The organism is Cytophaga hutchinsonii ATCC 33406 (assembly GCF_000014145.1).
GTDB classification, from domain to species: domain Bacteria; phylum Bacteroidota; class Bacteroidia; order Cytophagales; family Cytophagaceae; genus Cytophaga; species Cytophaga hutchinsonii.
Genome location: NC_008255.1, coordinates 2,918,569 through 2,935,372, shown reverse-complemented (window position 1 = coordinate 2,935,372; position 16,804 = coordinate 2,918,569). Strand labels below are relative to the sequence as shown.

Genomic DNA, 16,804 nt, shown 5'->3' with positions numbered 1-16,804 from the left:
CTAATGTAAGCGCAATTCTTTTTTCTTACAACTCGCAGATCACAATCCTGAGCCGCATGGGTTCAGGTAATGTATCTCCTTCAAAGATTAACGTGGATGTATTTCTGTCTATGTAAACTTTTTGATGCTGCTTAATCTGCTGTGCACTGTTTACATAGTAAAGGTTTATCGTATCGTGATTCCTGTTCCATGAACCAGCCTCAAACGACTGCAGCATGCCGCTTGATGTATGTTCAAATTTAGTATTCTCCCGAAGGATGAGAAAAGTTCCGGAAAAAGGTCCATCTGCATAGGCTTCCAGCACAGCGGGAGATTCGCGCCAGTCTGCAGTTGCCTTTTTTAACTGCTGTGCTTCCTTAGGCGTGATGCAGGCAAATGTTCCTGACAGGAAGGCAAGCGTAATAAATAGAATTGAATTCTTTTTCATTTATTTAACAAGTTGTATCCAGCCCGTAACAGTATCTGCATATTTCTGATCCTGCAGGTTTATGATGTAAAAATAGGTTCCATCCGGCAACAGATGTCCATTTCTGTAGTTTGTGCCATCCCAGTTTGTTGAGTAGCCTTGTGTGTGCCATACCAGGCTGCCCCAGCGGTTGTAAATATCAATGATTGCATTCGGATACCCTTCAATATTTTCAATCACCCAATCATCATTGATTCCATCTCCATTTACGGTAATCACATTAGGTACCTTGATTGGTCCTTTTACAAACACGGTTACTTCATCTTTCGATGCACAATCATTACCGGGTTCGCTTACTGTTAATACATAAGTAATGGTATGAGCTGCTGTAAGACTTGGATTTGCTATAAAGGCATTGTTTATGGTGTTTCCCGAAGACCAGCTGTAAGCGCCTCCACCGCTGCCATTCAGCGTAACCATGTCGCCCTGCCAGGCAGTAATGTCTTCGCCGGCATCAGCCTGAAGAGTTGGTATGATTGTTAACCTTACCGGGTCTGAAATAAAATCGCATATGGTGTTACTTTCAAACAGTGTGTAGAAGCCGCTTTCAGTTGCCATGTAATCAAGCTCTGTTGCACCTGGTATAGGCGTATTATTCAGGTACCATTGAAAGTGTGTATCTATGCCGCCCGTACCATGATAGGTAAAATTTTCCGGCCAGCAGATTGTTTGATCGCCTTCCATAATTGCAGGGGCCGGTATTGGTTTGATTTCCATTAACACTTTATTGGAGGTATACGGATTTGTTCCTGTCTGGCACATTGCGTTCGATATGAGTTGTACAAATACCTGATCCCCGTTTGTTAAATTGGTCGGATTATATATTTGGCTGCCTGTTCCTACAGGTTGCAGTAATCCCGTAGCGGCCGGAATTACATACCATTGATAGGAGGGAGTTGTTCCGGCTCCGGTAGCTGTAGCGGTAAAGCTTGGTGTTACTAAGCCCGTGCAGATTCTATTGCTTGGTATAGAGACGGTAACCTCAGGTGTTGTAAGGTTTAAGATATTCAATGAAACGATATTGGATGCTGCCCCCCCGGTACAGCTCGACGCACTTGTTACAAATACGGTAACCGTCTTATTATTATCGGCAGCACTTGCGGTATAGGAATATGTTGAGCTGTTGGTACCTACCGGCTCTGAACCGGAAGTACTTGTTACATACCATTGGTAATTTAGCGGACCTGCGCCTGTTGTACTGGCTGATGCAAAAAAATCAACAGGTGTAGTTCCATCACACAGCTGACCGGGATCGTTGATCTGTGCGGTAATTGTTTCAGAATTGGTTGTCACAATTACTTTAAATTGTGCCGTAAGTCCGCAGGCAGAGGTAGCTATATAGGTTGTTGTAACCAATGGCGTTACATCAACGGTAGAAGTGCTGGCAAGTATAACGGATGGCGTAGATGCCTCTGCCCAGCTTATAATGCTATTGTCAATGCGTAACGTAGTGGTAGTGCCTTTACAGATTGTTTCTGTTGCATCCTGCGGGGCACATTCTTTTTTTACTAAAACATCATCAATAAAATAATAGGCATTAGGTTTCATTGTATTTGCCAATTTTACTAATGTATTTGTACTGACATTGTCGTAGAAGTTACCTATGATTAAATATTCCGCGGCTTCAGTTGCTACAAACGTTCCTGATATTTTAACCCAGTCATCAGTATCAATAATAATAGTACTGCTCCTGATTTGAGGTGATAATGGTATATACGACATAGAGCCAGGAGCCAGAATTTCGGTGGTAGAAAAATACATGCCAACATTGTCGCAGCCATATTGCATATAGTCTGCTGCAGATACATACATTTCGGCATAATAGCGTTCGCCTGCGGTAAGTGGTGTTGTTAATTTAACTTCAAGATATTCTCTGTAAATAGGATCGCCCCCAGACCCGTACGCGAAAAAACCGCACATGTTTTTTCCTGATCTGGGAGCCTGGGTACCTAAAGAATTCATTTCTACTGAGAAGCAACTGGCAAAGCAACTGGGAGGAACATCTGTGCTGTAGATGTCGCTTGAACCATTACTGGGCATTGTCCAATCTTGTATTAAGCTGTTAAAATTACTTGGCGGGTCAATAATCCAGGAACAGGGCAAGCTAATCGTATTTTCAAAACTTGGATTTGGAACCAGATTTTGACTTTTTACCTGAAAAAGAATAAAGAGTAAAAAAAAACCAAAAAAGCCTTTTTTATACAACATCAGCACTTACATTAAAAATGTTTAATATATTATTTTGTATTAATGGATTTGTATGATTATTTGTAACCCTAATGTAGAGAATTATTCTTGAATGTATAAATTTATTGAGTATTAAGTATTTCTGCTCACAAAGGAAGGATGAAAGAGTTAACATGAAGTCAGATGGAATAAATGCACATGCAGGCTGATTCAAAATATTGATGGTATTTTTATACCTGTTTTCAACACCGGTACAGAAATATAAAAAACAGATCATGAAAAGCGTTCCGTTTTAGTATTCAAGTGCGTGCGTCATGTAAACTCATAATGATGTTGATGCAATTTTTAAATTTTCAGATCTGTTTCTATTGCAATTAAGTACACGAGAAATATGTTAGTTCTTTCATGTAAAATTTGAAAGAAAAATATTAAACCCTGCATGAATGGGTAAAGAGCAGATCTGTGTGTTGTCGCCTGTTTTTATAAAATATATAGTTAGCGGTTTAACTCTTCATATGAAGAAAATGTAATTCAAAATCATAATGGTGTAAGCTGCCTGTTATTTTTTTATATGAAATTTGATTAACAAAATAAAAACATGATCAACCACAGCTAACTGATATTTATTATGAAACTTTCAAGACAATTCCTACTAAGTCATTTATTATTACTTTCTTCATTCGCTTCTTTTGCAGGAGAGAAGGACACTACAGAGGCATCTCATTATTCAGGCAGATTCAATGTTGAAAAAATCAGATCGTTAAGAACAATTCAGGATGACGATGTTGAATTACGTCATGTTGAATTAGGTGTACGTTATATGCCAACGTTTTCTTCTATTGATTTTAATACTTCAGATGGGGGCGTGGTGGAAGGAAGCTTCACAATGAGCCATGGCTTTGGTGTTATGGCCGGTATTAATCTTACTAAAAATATTGGTGTGCAGGCAGAAGTGAACTATTATCAAATCAATCAAAAATATGCGGATGGCAATTTAAACCGCGATTTAACAATTAATTATTTCAACATACCCGTATTGTTATCGCTGAACACAAATAAAGCAGCTCCGGTTAATTTAAACCTTGTAGCTGGTCCGCAGTTTGGTATAAATGCAGGCTCTAAATTTGAAACATCCGGTAACGGAAATACGGATTCTACAACAGCAGTAGTTGCGTTGAGAAAAGGGGATGTAGGTGTAGCTTATGGTGCAGGTTTGGAGTTTGCACTGAATAAAAGTCACAGCGTACGTCTTGATTTAGGCTTCAGAGGTTTTTACGGTCTTGTAAATATGGATTCGTCAACAAACGGACAGGGTACTTATAATGTTATTGTAAGTGCTTCCAGAAAAACATATGGCGGTTATGCAGGTATTACCTGGATGTTCTAAAAAATATATTCATAAAAAAAGCTGCTTCTTCATATTATGAAGAGGCAGCTTTTTTTATGAAAAAAATAACATAACTTATGCATCAATAATAAATCCTGAATAAGAAATATTTTTTATTCTACATCTATTATATAAGATTTCGGGGGGTAATTGTTTGTGTATTTTTTTATATAAGGAAGGATCATTTTTGCATGCGTTTTATATTCTATGGAAAACCCATATTCCTTTAATTTATTTGTATCCATCTTTACAGGCAAATAAAACAGAATACCTGTATGATTTAATAAAATGTGTTCAGTAAGTATATCGTCTAATTTTATCGTTGAAATAAACTCTTTGTAGAAATCGGGATTCGAAATATCTTTTTGAACAGAGGAAAGAATAGAAATATATTCTTTTTTAAAAACAGCGGTATCTACAACATCTTTTAATAGCAATACCTTGTTTGTATTGCAGTCAAGTGTAAAGGCATAATTAAATTGGCGCGATAAACGTGTACTGTTTTGGCAGCAATCATATTCATTTTTATAAAACATTATACTAAGGATATCTTTGCTGAGGATATTTTTTGTATAATATATTTTGGTAAGACTTGGTTTTTTATTTTCTAATGTAGAAATCCAGGTTGCGTTTAATGTATTCATATTGAATGTATCTGAATCTAATCCCTGATTGTGTATATAGTAGGCTAAATACTTGTTTTCTGATTCATCTGATGAAATAAAAAAAGGAAGGGATATTTGATTGACATGTGTCAGAATGGTATCATATGAGGTATTTACATTGTGATTTGTTGATTGTTCAACTATATAGGTATAATTGTAATATTTTTTCATAACTAATTTATTCTGTGCAGATACAGATATCGGTAGTAATGCTGTAAGTAAAAAGAAATAGATTAATCGCATAGTCAGATTTGTTAATTGTTTGTTTGAGAATCTGTATTGTAAAAATGGCATTGAAATTTTATTGTCAATAATTCAATTGGTTTGGCTCAATTGTTTTAAATAAACGCAAACCTATTGGCTTGTCATTTTTAAAACCATTCATCGTTTCGAATTAAACCGGCTGATCTTCCCATTCCATGCGCACCGATGTGATCCAGTTTACAGTAAAGTACCGTTCAAAAGCAATGTGCGCATTCAAACCTTCCACAGGTGTTTTACTCATTGCCCAGTTTAATCTGAATATAAAATCCGCTTCATTTAATATCTCCGTTGCGGTTCGAAGGCTCGCGTCTTTGATATAATCGAATGGATCATCCAGGAATGGCGGGAGCAATGGAAAAAGTTCATCAACGTTTACTTCACGTGTAGGCAATGTAAGACGTTCAACTTTATTAATCGACCAAAGTAATACCCAAATGCATTCTGCCCGCATAGCGATCAGATCTTTTTCTTCATCAGTAAACGACGTTTTTTCAAACAAGCGTTTTTCATTTGGTGAAACCTTTGCCCATAAGCCGTGAGTCTGCAGGTACTCCAGAATGATGGGCTGCAGTTCTTCCTGCGTTACAAGACAATTCAGATACGTTAAGATCATGATGCGCGCTGTGATCTCCTGAACAGTTCTGATGTGTACGTCGCTTTCTTCTTCGATCACAGGTAGTTCATCCTGTACAGGAATACCTAATGTTTTAAGAAATGTTTCTGTTTGTTCTTTTCTTTCGAGGGCTGTCATCGCACAAATGAGTTACTGTTTACTATTCATTTAAGATAAATTATTTTACTTTCTGAATTCCAAAAAGAATAGCTACCTAGATGTCAGATGATGCCAATAAATTTGGTCCGACAAATAAGCAGCAGTGTTTATATTTTCCTTCCAAAGAATATTTTTCTGTAATTTGTTGCCAGCGGATGCTGTGATAAAACCGGCGGGAACAAAACATAATGCGCTGCAACATGTTTGTCAAAAAAATGTTCATCCACTGCGGTAACTTCAAAGCCGGCGTTTTGTAGTATCGTAGTAAAATCGTCTCCGTATATTCTCAGGTGATCGTATTGTCCGAATATTCTTTCCCGTTCTTTTTTATCTGTAATGGAAAGGTCTTCAAAGGTTACCTGCAGATGATCTTTTTGGGGTACTGTAAATATGCAGTAGCCTTCATTTTTTAGTATTCTGTAAACTTCTCTGATACCACCAATATGATCGGGTACATGTTCCAGCACATCACAGGCAATAACACAATCGAATGTTTCTGTTTGTATGGTTTTCATATCCGAAATATCGATGTTGTAATCAATATTTTTATAAGAATATCCTTCGGCGAAAAAATCTGCTGTCCGGTATTCTTTGGCACGCTGTTGTATTAATGCACCTAATGCTTTTTCAGGGGCGAAGTGCAGTACGTTTTTCTTATCTATGATTGAGTGAAAATTGAATCTGTCAAGAAGTGTAAAAGAAGCCATCAGCAGCCGTTGACGCACTCCGGATGAACAATTCGGGCAGGTGCAGTATGCATGCCAGCTGTCACTGTTTAATTTATTTGCCTTGTAGTGACAAATATTGCATTCAACCTTACTGCCAAAAATCTGAAAATAAATTTGCTGCAGTTTAACTACTGTTGATTTAATAATTCTTTTCGCTAATCCCAGAACTTTTCTCATATTCTCTACTTAATTTACCGCTCATACAGAAGCGAATTTAGATGCGCTAAACAAGTTGTCCCACAAATGAACGTAACGTCGCTTATCTTTTCTTCACAAGACTGAAGTACAATCATTACTGATTCTACTGAATGCCTTTTGGATTCAAGCCATATTCGTTTTCACCTTTTTGACCATCAGCAAAAAGTAAAAAGAGGCGGTAAAATGGTATGTATTGAAAGAAGCCGCTGTTGCCTAAATCATGACAGCGTTTAGCCCCCTGAGCAAGGATGAACCAGCAAGCAGGAATAAATCCTACGCATAACATAATCACACCGGCGAAACCAAATAAAGCCATTGTTAAATAACTCATTCCGAAAAAATAGAGGAACATGACAAAACTTATAAAATATTCGGCTCTTCGGATACGGCCGTTAAATGAAAATGGTTTTTTGAACATATGCTGTTGATGATTAACGATTAATACAAAAATAGTTAAAATTATTTGATTGCCCGCTTGATCAAGGTTTGTAAAAGATCGGTTTCATTAGCAGAAAATAACACACTAGCAGGTTACGTAGGAATAACTTCTGAAGTTGTTTTTCTAAGTATCTTCACGGGTTAATAGTTAAATATATAACAGGAACATGATCTGTAAGCCAGACACCATTATCCGAAAGATAAAAACTGAAATCGTTAGCATACATCTGTTGTGCAAGAACTGTAAATACAACTGGTTTTCCGTGGCGCTGGCCAACATGGATGGCAGTTTCAATAGTGCTGCTTAAATGTACATGCTGTCTGCGGCATTTTTCAAGACCTGTTTCCAAAATCGATTGCATAAATTTTTCTGCTGTTCCATGATATAAAATTTCAGGCGGCTTTTGATTTTTGTACCCTAATTCAATATCTACGGAATGTCCCTGACTTGCACGTACGTATTCTGCATCGGGGCTGAAGGCAAAGCGTTTTTTTGAGTTTGTCGCAACAAGGTACTTTAATGTTTGCTTGTCAAAGGAAACGCCATAAGCAGCCGATTTTTCAAGCAGCGTTTCTATATGTGCCCAGCCTTGTTCATTTAATTGCAGACCGATTAACTCCGGCTGATGTCTTAACACAAGACTTAAAAATTTACTTATACGTATTTGTTCTTTTTCAGTAATCATGTATCTAAAGATCAATTCTTTTGATAATAAAAACAATTAAAACAACAGGTGTTTTATAAATGGACCCATGCTTTTTTAAATAACGAACAATAAAAACATATAACGATTTTCAAAAATTATGCAACAAAGGCCTGATATAGGATCTATACCTTTGATCTGTTATATAAATGATATAAGAGAATCACATGATTAAACGATATAGTGTGATACCTTTTAATATCTGAATGTGCAGTGTTTTCAACCTAAACTAAAAATAAACAACATGAAAAAAGTATACACAAGTTTATGTCTTTTACTGGCAGCTTCAGCTCTTCAAGCACAGGTAACCATTGGACCAAAGGTCGGATTAAATGTGAATTATGAAAGTTATGAGTTTTCAGGCGACCTTTCTAACACTCGTGTTCAATCTAGAACAGCTAAAGTTGGTTACCAGGCCGGTGTGGCAATCAACCTTAAAACATCCGATTATTTTTCTATCAGACCTGAAGTTTTATATAACATAATGGGAGGTGATACTCAATATGGCGATGATGAAGGTAACACGAAGGTATTAAAAAACAGATATGATTATCTTTCTATTCCGTTGAACTTTGTTGCTACGTTTGAAGCAGGTCCGGGTAAAATTAACGTCTTTGTGGCTCCTCAATTCAGCCTTGGTTTAGGAGGTAAATACACATCAAATACAGATTCCAGCGCTGTTGGTTTCTTTGGTGTGAGACGCCGCGAAGACAGATCAGGAACATTACAGACAAGTGATGTGCCGGATAACTACACCGGCACTAACAAATACTTTAATCAGATTAACTGGGGTATTAACTACGGTGTCGGTTACCAGGTGAAAGGGTTATTATTTACTGGCCAGTATCACATGGGCTTAAGCAACAATGAACCACATTATTCTAATCCTGATCAGGAAGCACACAGAGGTAATGTTGTTACAAAAAATTATGGTTTCACTGTTGGTCTAACGTACTTCTTTGGAGATACAAAGGATGAGTAGTAATCATATATAGTTTGAATCGTCCTGAAATAGGTTGACAGATTTTAATACTAATCCCAGTTATCAAAAGTAACTGGGATTTTTGTTTAATGCACCATTTCTGGCGTTTTCATTTTTAATGATAAATGAGGTCTTACGTTATTATATAATTGTATTGCTTGCTCAGTAAGCTCTTTTGCTACTTGTCTGGTTATTATTTTTTGACCTAATCCAAATTCTTCTTTGAGCGTTCTATTCATCCTTTCAGCTAACGCATTTTCATAAGGGTCAGATTGTTCGGTCATACTTATGCTTACTCCATTGCTATTTGACAATGCTACATATTCTTTACTGCAATACTGAAGCCCTCTGTCAGAATGATGAATCAATTTTGAATCAGGATACTTTCTATTTTTCAATCCCATTTCAAACGCTTTTATCATGGATTCTGTATCCATAGAGTCTGCTATAGAGTAGCCCATTATTTTTCTGCTGTAGGCATCAGTGACCATATTTAAATAGCAGTTTCCTTCATCTGTTTTTATGTATGTGATGTCACTAACCCATACCTGCTCAGGTCTATGTATGATGAGCCCTTTCACTATATTGGGATATTTCCTGAGCCAATGCTTAGACATCGTTGTTTGAATATATCTGCGCCTGGGCTTAATAAGCATATCATAAAACCTTAATATTGAGAAGAGTTTATCCCGGCCAACTTTGAGTTCTGCCTGATCAATAAACGGCTTTATAATATGGTAAGTCTTTTTTCCTCCTAATCTAGGAAGCTGCTTTCTTTGTGTATCTACCAGTTGTTTGATAGCCTTTCTTCTGTCAATGAGTATCAACTCCTGCTTGAGCATTTTGTATAAATACTGACGACTATAACCTAACGTTGAAGCTATACCTTTTACTGTGATAAATCTTCTTTGTTCCCCTTCTCTTTGAAAGCGGCTTCTGAGAGGGGCAAATACTTTTTTCTGATTTCTGTATCAAACAGCTCATCTGCTATGTCAATAGCGGCATTGAGAATTTCTTTCTCGGCTTCCAGGCGTTTTAGTTTACGCTCCAGTTCTTTGATTTGCTTATTGGGGGCCTTCTTTTTCATCTGGTCAGATTCTTTCCAATCCAATCTACCATGTTTTCGTAACCAAGTCAATACGGTACTTCTTCCCTGGATACCATATTTCAATTGTGCCTGCTTGTAGGTTAAGTCCCCTTTTTCTACTTCATCTACTAATTGTAGTTTAAAGGCTAAACTGTAATCTTTTTGAGTCCGCTTTACATAAACTCTTTTTCCTGTCTTTTCCATAAGTTTGACTATTTTGTGTCAACTTATTTCAGGACGATACAGTTTATTTTCATAAAAAAGCACACTTCTTGGTTGAGGTGTGCTTTTTTATTAGACGCTGGTATAGTACAAATCGTTTATTTTGTTTTTCATTCTGATAAAAAACAAAAATGATTAAAGCGAAAAATATACGATTCTTTTTATTTTAGTTCGTTGCGGTATACGTTGTGTGGTGTCAGCATCATTGGAAAAGTGATTCGCCAAACAGCTGTAAGTTACTCTTTGTCTTATAACAATGTATTTTGCTTAACATGCATCATCATCAACGCTGTAAAAATGATGATGTCCTGTATAAAATGTATTGTCCATGCAATTGAAAGTCCTTTGGTTTCTATTGTCGCCTTGCATAAGATATAACCTAATACTGCTGACATTAAAATGCCAATAAACCCACTTGGAAAACCAAAATAATGCGGCAGCCCGAATAATATAGCCGATAGAATCAATATGGTTGGTTTCGAATACTGATTGAACAGTCCGCCGACAATACCAAAACGAAAAATCAACTCTTCTGACACTGCGTTTGTCAGGGAAAACACTAACACGAAGGGCATAAAGCCCCACGTAAAATTGTCCATGCTGTTTGTATATTTTACGGCTAAGAACATACATATTCCAGTTGCAGCACTTACAAAGAACAACAATTGAAGACCGTTTACTTTCCACGAAGATTTGCCGTTTATTCCAAGCCATTTTTCTTTTTCGGCCATTGTATTTATTTGTCCTATGCGGATAAACTGTTTGCTGGCAGGGTTTAAAAGCAGAATGGATATTGTCGCTAACGTTGCTACTGTCAAAGCAAAAATCTGATACGTTGCTAAACCATTAACAAAATTATCAGAATGAATATGTAGGGAAATATAATTGGTAAAAGTTGGCGCAGTTACTAATAGGAGAGTGGCAGTTCCTGTAATCAAAAGGGTATAAAATAGTTTCATATCAGATCTTGTTTTTGCAAAGTTCTGATTGAAAAATACTTTTTCTGTTACCATATGGTAACTAATGCTTAAGTGCACACTCGTTTCTTATTCTACTCAAACTTTGAGGCGTTATTCCGAGATAAGATGCAATGTATTTTTGAGGTGTTCGCTGAATAATAGTTGGTTGTTCGGCCTGCAATTCAATGTATCTTTCTGTTGCCGTTTTTGACAGTATATCTATTTGCTGCTTTTGTTTGTGAATGAAAAGTCCTTCGGATGCAAACCGGCAGATTTTATCTCCAAATTCTGTATTGCTGCTTAGCTTGTCAAAATTGGTTTTAGATATTCTGAAAAGTTCGGAGGGTTCAAAAGTTATCACTTCAAGCGGTGTTGGTCGTTGGTTAAGAAAGGACATATAATCACCAAAAAATTCTCCTTCGTAGCAAAGGTCAATACACACAAAATTAGCATTATTCCAAAATAAGATTCCGCCACTTCCTTTTAGAATAAAACTCAGGTACTTTTCTGTTGTGTCCGGATTTTTTATGATTTGGTCTTTAGTGGTTGCTATAACTTCTCCTAAGTCCGTAAATGATTGCCACGCTTCAAGAGGAACATTGAAGTAAGGATCAAATGCTTGTTTTATTAGCTCTTCGGTATTCATTTTCGGGTTAAGTTGTAATCCAAAGATGAATTCTTTTGAGTATAAAAACAATGATCAGAAACATAATTGTTTTTGACAGTGCGGAAAGACAAGACACATAAAAATCAGGCCCTCCCTTCACTCACTGTCTCTATGGATCGGTGAGGCTCGTAAGATTAAATCAATCGTATTATTAAAGCTCGCTCAACTCCGCCGCTACGGATTTGAGCGAGAAGCTTAAGGAGAAGAAGTAACGCCACCGGGGTTTAAACTTCAACGACGTTACTAATAAAAAAGCCTCACACTTTACAGCATGAGGCTTTGTCTATTCAATAGTTGTATCGTCCTGAAATAAGTTGACACAAAATAGTCAAACTTATGGAAAAGACAGGAAAAAGAGTTTATGTAAAGCGGACTCAAAAAGATTACAGTTTAGCCTTTAAACTACAATTAGTAGATGAAGTAGAAAAAGGGGACTTAACCTACAAGCAGGCACAATTGAAATATGGTATCCAGGGAAGAAGTACCGTATTGACTTGGTTACGAAAACATGGTAGATTGGATTGGAAAGAATCTGACCAGATGAAAAAGAAGGCCCCCAATAAGCAAATCAAAGAACTGGAGCGTAAACTAAAACGCCTGGAAGCCGAGAAAGAAATTCTCAATGCCGCTATTGACATAGCAGATGAGCTGTTTGATACAGAAATCAGAAAAAAGTATTTGCCCCTCTCAGAAGCCGCTTTCAAAGAGAAGGGGAACAAAGAAGATTTATCACAGTAAAAGGTATAGCTTCAACGTTAGGTTATAGTCGTCAGTATTTATACAAAATGCTCAAGCAGGAGTTGATACTCATTGACAGAAGAAAGGCTATCAAACAACTGGTAGATACACAAAGAAAGCAGCTTCCTAGATTAGGAGGAAAAAAGACTTACCATATTATAAAGCCGTTTATTGATCAGGCAGAACTCAAAGTTGGCCGGGATAAACTCTTCTCAATATTAAGGTTTTATGATATGCTTATTAAGCCCAGGCGCAGATATATTCAAACAACGATGTCTAAGCATTGGCTCAGGAAATATCCCAATATAGTGAAAGGGCTCATCATACATAGACCTGAGCAGGTATGGGTTAGTGACATCACATACATAAAAACAGATGAAGGAAACTGCTATTTAAATATGGTCACTGATGCCTACAGCAGAAAAATAATGGGCTACTCTATAGCAGACTCTATGGATACAGAATCCATGATAAAAGCGTTTGAAATGGGATTGAAAAATAGAAAGTATCCTGATTCAAAATTGATTCATCATTCTGACAGAGGGCTTCAGTATTGCAGTAAAGAATATGTAGCATTGTCAAATAGCAATGGAGTAAGCATAAGTATGACCGAACAATCTGACCCTTATGAAAATGCGTTAGCTGAAAGGATGAATAGAACGCTCAAAGAAGAATTTGGATTAGGTCAAAAAATAATAACCAGACAAGTAGCAAAAGAGCTTACTGAGCAAGCAATACAATTATATAATAACGTAAGACCTCATTTATCATTAAAAATGAAAACGCCAGAAATGGTGCATTAAACAAAAATCCCAGTTACTTTTGATAACTGGGATTAGTATTAAAATCTGTCAACCTATTTCAGGACGATTCAAGTATCAATTAATTATTTCTTTCCTTTCGCAAAATCATTTGCAGCTTTTACAAACTTAACAAAGATCGGGTGCGGGTTTTCTACCGTACTTTTTAATTCCGGATGGAACTGGCTGCCGATAAAGAACGGATGATCTCTTAATTCAACAATCTCTACGAGCTTTGTCTCCGGATTGATACCTGTTGCAAGCATACCTTCTTTTTCATATTGCTTCAGGTATTTGTTGTTGAATTCATAGCGGTGACGGTGACGTTCCATGATCTTAGACTTACCATAGATCGCATGTGCTTTAGAACCTTTTGTAAGTTCGCAAGGATATGCACCTAAACGCATGGTTCCACCTTTCATGGTTACGTTCTTCTGAGATTCCATCATATTGATCACCGGATTAGCTGTGTCTTTATTCATCTCTGTAGAATTCGCATCTTTTAAACCCAGTACGTTACGTGCAAATTCAATTACGGCACATTGCATACCCAGGCAGATTCCGAAAAACGGAATATTGTTTTCGCGGGCAAATTCTACGGCTGCAATTTTACCTTCCAGACCACGTTCGCCAAAGCCAGGTGCAACTAAAATACCGTCTGCAAAGCCTAAGTGATGCTGCAGGTTATCTTTTTGCAATTGCTCAGAAGAGATCCAGCGAATCTTTACTTTGCATTCGTTCATTGCACCTGCATGAATGAATGCTTCAGAAATAGATTTATAGGCATCCGGAAGTTCAACATATTTACCAACCAGGGCAATGTTTACTTCCGACAATGGATTCTTCAGTTTACCCAAAAACACTTTCCAGCTCTCAAGATCCGGTTCGTTTTTGCTTGAAAGTTTTAACTTAGATAATACACGTTCATCCAGTTTTTCTTTTTTCATTAATAACGGCACATCATAGATCGTTTCTGCATCGATTGATTCGATTACAGAATTAATGTTTACGTTACAGAATAAGGCAACTTTTTTACGCAGCTCTGCCGGTAGGGGATGCTCGGTTCTGCAAACAAGAATATCCGGATGGATACCTGTTTCAGACAATAATTTAACGGAGTGTTGTGTTGGTTTTGTTTTTAATTCTTTGGCTGCATTTAAATACGGCACCAATGTTAAGTGAATCACCAACGTATCGGTTGGTCCCATTTCCCAGCGGAACTGACGTACAGCTTCTAAGAACGGAAGCGATTCAATATCACCAACGCAACCCCCAATTTCAGTAATCACGATATCGTACTTGCCGGATTCGCCCAGCAACTGAATGTTGCGCTTGATCTCATCAGTAATGTGCGGAACAACCTGTACCGTTTTTCCTAAGAAAGCACCCTGACGCTCTTTCGTAATAACCGTATTGTAGATTCTTCCGGTAGTAATGTTGTTACCCTGAGAAGTAGGAGTACCTAAGAAACGTTCGTAATGTCCCAGATCTAAATCTGTTTCCGCACCATCGTCTGTTACATAACATTCGCCATGTTCGTATGGATTCAATGTACCCGGGTCAATATTCAGGTATGGATCAAATTTTTGGATGGTGACAGAAAAACCTCTTGCTTGAAGAAGTTTGGCGAGAGAAGCGGCTACAATGCCTTTTCCGAGTGATGATGTAACCCCGCCGGTTACGAAAATATATTTAGTTGCAGACATAATCCCGTTTTTTGACTTACGGGATACAAAGTTAACTAAAACTGGTAATTTTTCTAGGGTTGGGGATAAGAAAGATGGATAATTATAAATTATGAATTACAAATTATGAATGTAAGAAACAGGTTTTTAATGCTTTATCATTATATAACTACACGTAATCATGTTTGCAGCAGCGAATAGATAATAATTTAACCGCAAAGGGCATAAAGATAATTGCAAGGCAGGCAAAGTGTTAACAAACGGCAAGACATAGCCCATGGCTTTAGCATGGGAATATTGAATGTGGTTAATCATCGTTTAGACAAGTTGCAATTTGTCATTTATATGACGTGTTTTGCAGAATGAATCTGAAAACGTCGATTGAGAATAATGTTCATATCCGTGCGGTAGCAGCTGCCGCCGATGAACTTGGACTCGAGACATATATTGTAGGTGGCTATGTGCGCGATCTGATCATGGACCGCGATAATAAAGATATTGATTTTGTTTGTCTGGGCAGCGGTATAGAGCTGGCGCAGAAAGTAGCTGCAAATATGGGCGAACATGTGCAGGTGCATATTTTTAAAACCTTCGGAACGGCAATGATCAATGCCGGCGATACGGAACTTGAATTTGTGGGAGCACGTAAAGAGTCGTACGATTTCAATTCGCGCAAACCCACAGTAGAGAGCGGTACACTGGAAGATGACCAGCTGCGCCGTGATTTTACCATCAATGCATTGGCGATCTGCCTGAATAAAGCCCGTTTCGGCGAGCTGGTAGATCCATTTGATGGTGTGAGTGATATTAAACGTAAAATTATTAAAACACCGCAGGATGCCTTGCTGACATTCTCAGACGATCCGCTGCGAATGATCCGTGCGGTCCGTTTTGCTACCCAGCTGAACTTTGATATTGAAGCGGCAACCTTTCAGGCCATCGCCACCAATAAAGATCGGTTAAGTATTGTTTCCATGGAACGTATTTCGCAGGAATTGAATAAAATCATTTCGGCCCCTGTGCCTTCTTACGGGTTTAAGCTGCTGTATATTTCAGGTGTGTTAAAAGACATCTTTCCGGAATTTGTGGCGCTGCATGGTGTGGAATCCATCGATAATAAATCACACAAGGATAATTTCTATCATACACTGCAGGTACTGGATAATGTGGCAAAAGTATCGGATGATCTGTGGCTGCGCTGGGCAGCTATTCTGCACGATATTGCAAAGCCTCTTACCAAACGTTTTGTAGAGCGTATCGGCTGGACATTCCACGGACATGAAGATAAGGGCGCGCGAATGGTGCCCGCTATTTTCAGAAAGCTCCGTCTGCCGTTAAATGAAAAGATGGATATGGTTGCGAAGCTGGTCCGCCTGCATCTACGCCCGATTTCTCTGGTGAAAGATGAAGTGACCGATTCTGCCGTACGCAGGCTGATGTTTGAAGCAGGTGAACATTTTTCAGATCTTATGATCTTATGCCGTGCCGATGTTACATCAAAGAACAATAATAAAGTAAAGCGCTACCTTGAAAATTTTGATAAGGTAGAACGCAAGGTTATTGAAGTAGAAGAAAAAGATCAGCAGCGTAATTTCCAACCCGTAGTGAGCGGCGAAGATATTATGAAAACATTTGATATCAAGCCCGGAAAAGTAATCGGCGACATTAAGGCTGATCTGATTGAAGCCATCCTGGAAGGCGATGTGCAGAATGAATATGAGATTCTGTTTCCGTTTATGATAAATCTGGCGGAAAAGAAATACGGACTCGTGAAACCGGAAACGCATTAAACATATATCACCCAGCCCCGGGTTTCAACCCGGGGAATACAAAGGTTTCAATCGTGAAATCTATA

17 protein-coding genes are annotated in these 16,804 nt (G+C 37.8%); 5 read left to right on the top strand and 12 right to left on the bottom strand.

Going from position 1 to position 16,804, the window contains the following annotated elements:
* Positions 1–25: 25 nt before the first annotated feature.
* The gene (locus tag CHU_RS12425; RefSeq protein ID WP_011585916.1) at positions 26–427 is read right to left on the bottom strand and encodes a hypothetical protein; all 402 of its coding nucleotides are present in this window, start codon (positions 425–427) and stop codon (positions 26–28) included.
* Complete coding sequence (locus CHU_RS12420; protein ID WP_177254149.1) at positions 428–2,386, bottom strand: gliding motility-associated C-terminal domain-containing protein; 1,959 nt, start codon at positions 2,384–2,386, stop codon at positions 428–430.
* Positions 2,387–3,281: 895 nt separating this feature from the next.
* On the opposite strand from CHU_RS12420, the gene CHU_RS12410 reads away from it, so the two are divergent.
* On the top strand, positions 3,282–4,040 hold the full coding sequence (locus CHU_RS12410; RefSeq protein WP_011585913.1) for a porin family protein: 759 nt from the start codon (positions 3,282–3,284) through the stop codon (positions 4,038–4,040).
* A gap of 113 nt (positions 4,041–4,153) precedes the next feature.
* Here CHU_RS12410 and CHU_RS12405 read toward each other — a convergent pair whose 3' ends face one another.
* The 5 genes from CHU_RS12405 to CHU_RS12385 form a co-directional block, all read right to left on the bottom strand.
* Positions 4,154–4,948 carry a hypothetical protein gene (locus CHU_RS12405; protein WP_041932378.1) on the bottom strand — a complete coding sequence of 265 codons (795 nt, stop codon included), beginning with the start codon at positions 4,946–4,948 and terminating at the stop codon, positions 4,154–4,156.
* 151 nt (positions 4,949–5,099) lie between these two features.
* On the bottom strand, positions 5,100–5,720 hold the full coding sequence (locus tag CHU_RS12400) for a DUF4272 domain-containing protein (protein ID WP_011585911.1): 621 nt from the start codon (positions 5,718–5,720) through the stop codon (positions 5,100–5,102).
* 128 nt (positions 5,721–5,848) lie between these two features.
* The gene (locus CHU_RS12395; protein WP_011585910.1) at positions 5,849–6,646 is read right to left on the bottom strand and encodes a class I SAM-dependent methyltransferase; all 798 of its coding nucleotides are present in this window, start codon (positions 6,644–6,646) and stop codon (positions 5,849–5,851) included.
* A 124-nt stretch (positions 6,647–6,770) separates the two neighbouring features.
* Positions 6,771–7,085, bottom strand: a complete 315-nt coding sequence (locus CHU_RS12390) for a DUF805 domain-containing protein (RefSeq protein WP_011585909.1) — start codon at positions 7,083–7,085, stop codon at positions 6,771–6,773.
* A 154-nt stretch (positions 7,086–7,239) separates the two neighbouring features.
* Positions 7,240–7,791: an RNA 2'-phosphotransferase gene (locus tag CHU_RS12385; protein ID WP_041932377.1), complete on the bottom strand. Its 552-nt coding sequence runs from the start codon at positions 7,789–7,791 to the stop codon at positions 7,240–7,242.
* 262 nt (positions 7,792–8,053) lie between these two features.
* Between CHU_RS12385 and CHU_RS12380 the strand changes: the two genes are divergently transcribed.
* Positions 8,054–8,791, top strand: a complete 738-nt coding sequence (locus tag CHU_RS12380; RefSeq protein WP_049755559.1) for an outer membrane beta-barrel protein — start codon at positions 8,054–8,056, stop codon at positions 8,789–8,791.
* Positions 8,792–8,877: 86 nt separating this feature from the next.
* On the opposite strand, the gene CHU_RS12375 is transcribed toward CHU_RS12380, so the two are convergent.
* The 4 genes from CHU_RS12375 to CHU_RS12360 all read right to left on the bottom strand — a co-directional run bounded on the left by CHU_RS12375 (position 8,878) and on the right by CHU_RS12360 (position 11,705).
* Positions 8,878–9,675 (bottom strand): IS3 family transposase, encoded by a 798-nt coding sequence (locus CHU_RS12375; protein ID WP_041932722.1) that lies wholly within the window; start codon positions 9,673–9,675, stop codon positions 8,878–8,880.
* A 5-nt stretch (positions 9,676–9,680) separates the two neighbouring features.
* Entirely contained in the window at positions 9,681–10,082 is a 402-nt protein-coding gene (locus CHU_RS19875) for an IS3 family transposase (protein WP_011585551.1), read from the bottom strand.
* 266 nt (positions 10,083–10,348) lie between these two features.
* A complete protein-coding gene (locus CHU_RS12365; RefSeq protein WP_177254192.1) occupies positions 10,349–11,059 on the bottom strand; it encodes a CPBP family intramembrane glutamic endopeptidase in 711 nt (236 codons plus the stop codon).
* Between the two features lie 61 nt (positions 11,060–11,120).
* On the bottom strand, positions 11,121–11,705 hold the full coding sequence (locus CHU_RS12360; RefSeq protein ID WP_049755557.1) for a Crp/Fnr family transcriptional regulator: 585 nt from the start codon (positions 11,703–11,705) through the stop codon (positions 11,121–11,123).
* Positions 11,706–12,062: 357 nt separating this feature from the next.
* Between CHU_RS12360 and CHU_RS19870 the strand changes: the two genes are divergently transcribed.
* Together CHU_RS19870 and CHU_RS12350 are read left to right on the top strand one after the other, a co-directional pair.
* The gene (locus CHU_RS19870) at positions 12,063–12,464 is read left to right on the top strand and encodes an IS3 family transposase (protein WP_011585551.1); all 402 of its coding nucleotides are present in this window, start codon (positions 12,063–12,065) and stop codon (positions 12,462–12,464) included.
* A complete protein-coding gene (locus tag CHU_RS12350; protein WP_148206040.1) occupies positions 12,455–13,267 on the top strand; it encodes an IS3 family transposase in 813 nt (270 codons plus the stop codon). Before CHU_RS19870 ends, CHU_RS12350 begins: the two co-directional genes overlap by 10 nt.
* 83 nt (positions 13,268–13,350) lie before the next feature.
* Here the strand turns inward: CHU_RS12350 and CHU_RS12345 are convergent, their stop codons facing one another.
* Positions 13,351–14,970 (bottom strand): CTP synthase, encoded by a 1,620-nt coding sequence (locus CHU_RS12345; RefSeq protein ID WP_011585904.1) that lies wholly within the window; start codon positions 14,968–14,970, stop codon positions 13,351–13,353.
* 341 nt (positions 14,971–15,311) lie between these two features.
* Here CHU_RS12345 and CHU_RS12340 point away from each other — a divergent pair, with 341 nt between their 5' ends.
* Positions 15,312–16,739, top strand: coding sequence for a CCA tRNA nucleotidyltransferase (locus CHU_RS12340; RefSeq protein WP_041932376.1), 1,428 nt, complete (start codon positions 15,312–15,314; stop codon positions 16,737–16,739).
* The last annotated feature ends 65 nt before the right edge of the window (positions 16,740–16,804 follow it).

What these genes read in the sequence shown, in the direction of transcription:
- CHU_RS12425 (WP_011585916.1), bottom strand. Translation starts at nt 427, where the DNA reads ATGAAAAAGAATTCAATTCTATTTATTACGCTTGCCTTCCTGTCAGGA.
- CHU_RS12420 (WP_177254149.1), bottom strand. Translation starts at nt 2,386, where the DNA reads ATGTGCGGTTTTTTCGCGTACGGGTCTGGGGGCGATCCTATTTACAGA.
- CHU_RS12410 (WP_011585913.1), top strand. Translation starts at nt 3,282, where the DNA reads ATGAAACTTTCAAGACAATTCCTACTAAGTCATTTATTATTACTTTCT.
- CHU_RS12405 (WP_041932378.1), bottom strand. Translation starts at nt 4,948, where the DNA reads ATGCGATTAATCTATTTCTTTTTACTTACAGCATTACTACCGATATCT.
- CHU_RS12400 (WP_011585911.1), bottom strand. Translation starts at nt 5,720, where the DNA reads ATGACAGCCCTCGAAAGAAAAGAACAAACAGAAACATTTCTTAAAACA.
- CHU_RS12395 (WP_011585910.1), bottom strand. Translation starts at nt 6,646, where the DNA reads ATGAGAAAAGTTCTGGGATTAGCGAAAAGAATTATTAAATCAACAGTA.
- CHU_RS12390 (WP_011585909.1), bottom strand. Translation starts at nt 7,085, where the DNA reads ATGTTCAAAAAACCATTTTCATTTAACGGCCGTATCCGAAGAGCCGAA.
- CHU_RS12385 (WP_041932377.1), bottom strand. Translation starts at nt 7,791, where the DNA reads ATGATTACTGAAAAAGAACAAATACGTATAAGTAAATTTTTAAGTCTT.
- CHU_RS12380 (WP_049755559.1), top strand. Translation starts at nt 8,054, where the DNA reads ATGAAAAAAGTATACACAAGTTTATGTCTTTTACTGGCAGCTTCAGCT.
- CHU_RS19875 (WP_011585551.1), bottom strand. Translation starts at nt 10,082, where the DNA reads ATGGAAAAGACAGGAAAAAGAGTTTATGTAAAGCGGACTCAAAAAGAT.
- CHU_RS12365 (WP_177254192.1), bottom strand. Translation starts at nt 11,059, where the DNA reads ATGAAACTATTTTATACCCTTTTGATTACAGGAACTGCCACTCTCCTA.
- CHU_RS12360 (WP_049755557.1), bottom strand. Translation starts at nt 11,705, where the DNA reads ATGAATACCGAAGAGCTAATAAAACAAGCATTTGATCCTTACTTCAAT.
- CHU_RS19870 (WP_011585551.1), top strand. Translation starts at nt 12,063, where the DNA reads ATGGAAAAGACAGGAAAAAGAGTTTATGTAAAGCGGACTCAAAAAGAT.
- CHU_RS12345 (WP_011585904.1), bottom strand. Translation starts at nt 14,970, where the DNA reads ATGTCTGCAACTAAATATATTTTCGTAACCGGCGGGGTTACATCATCA.
- CHU_RS12340 (WP_041932376.1), top strand. Translation starts at nt 15,312, where the DNA reads ATGAATCTGAAAACGTCGATTGAGAATAATGTTCATATCCGTGCGGTA.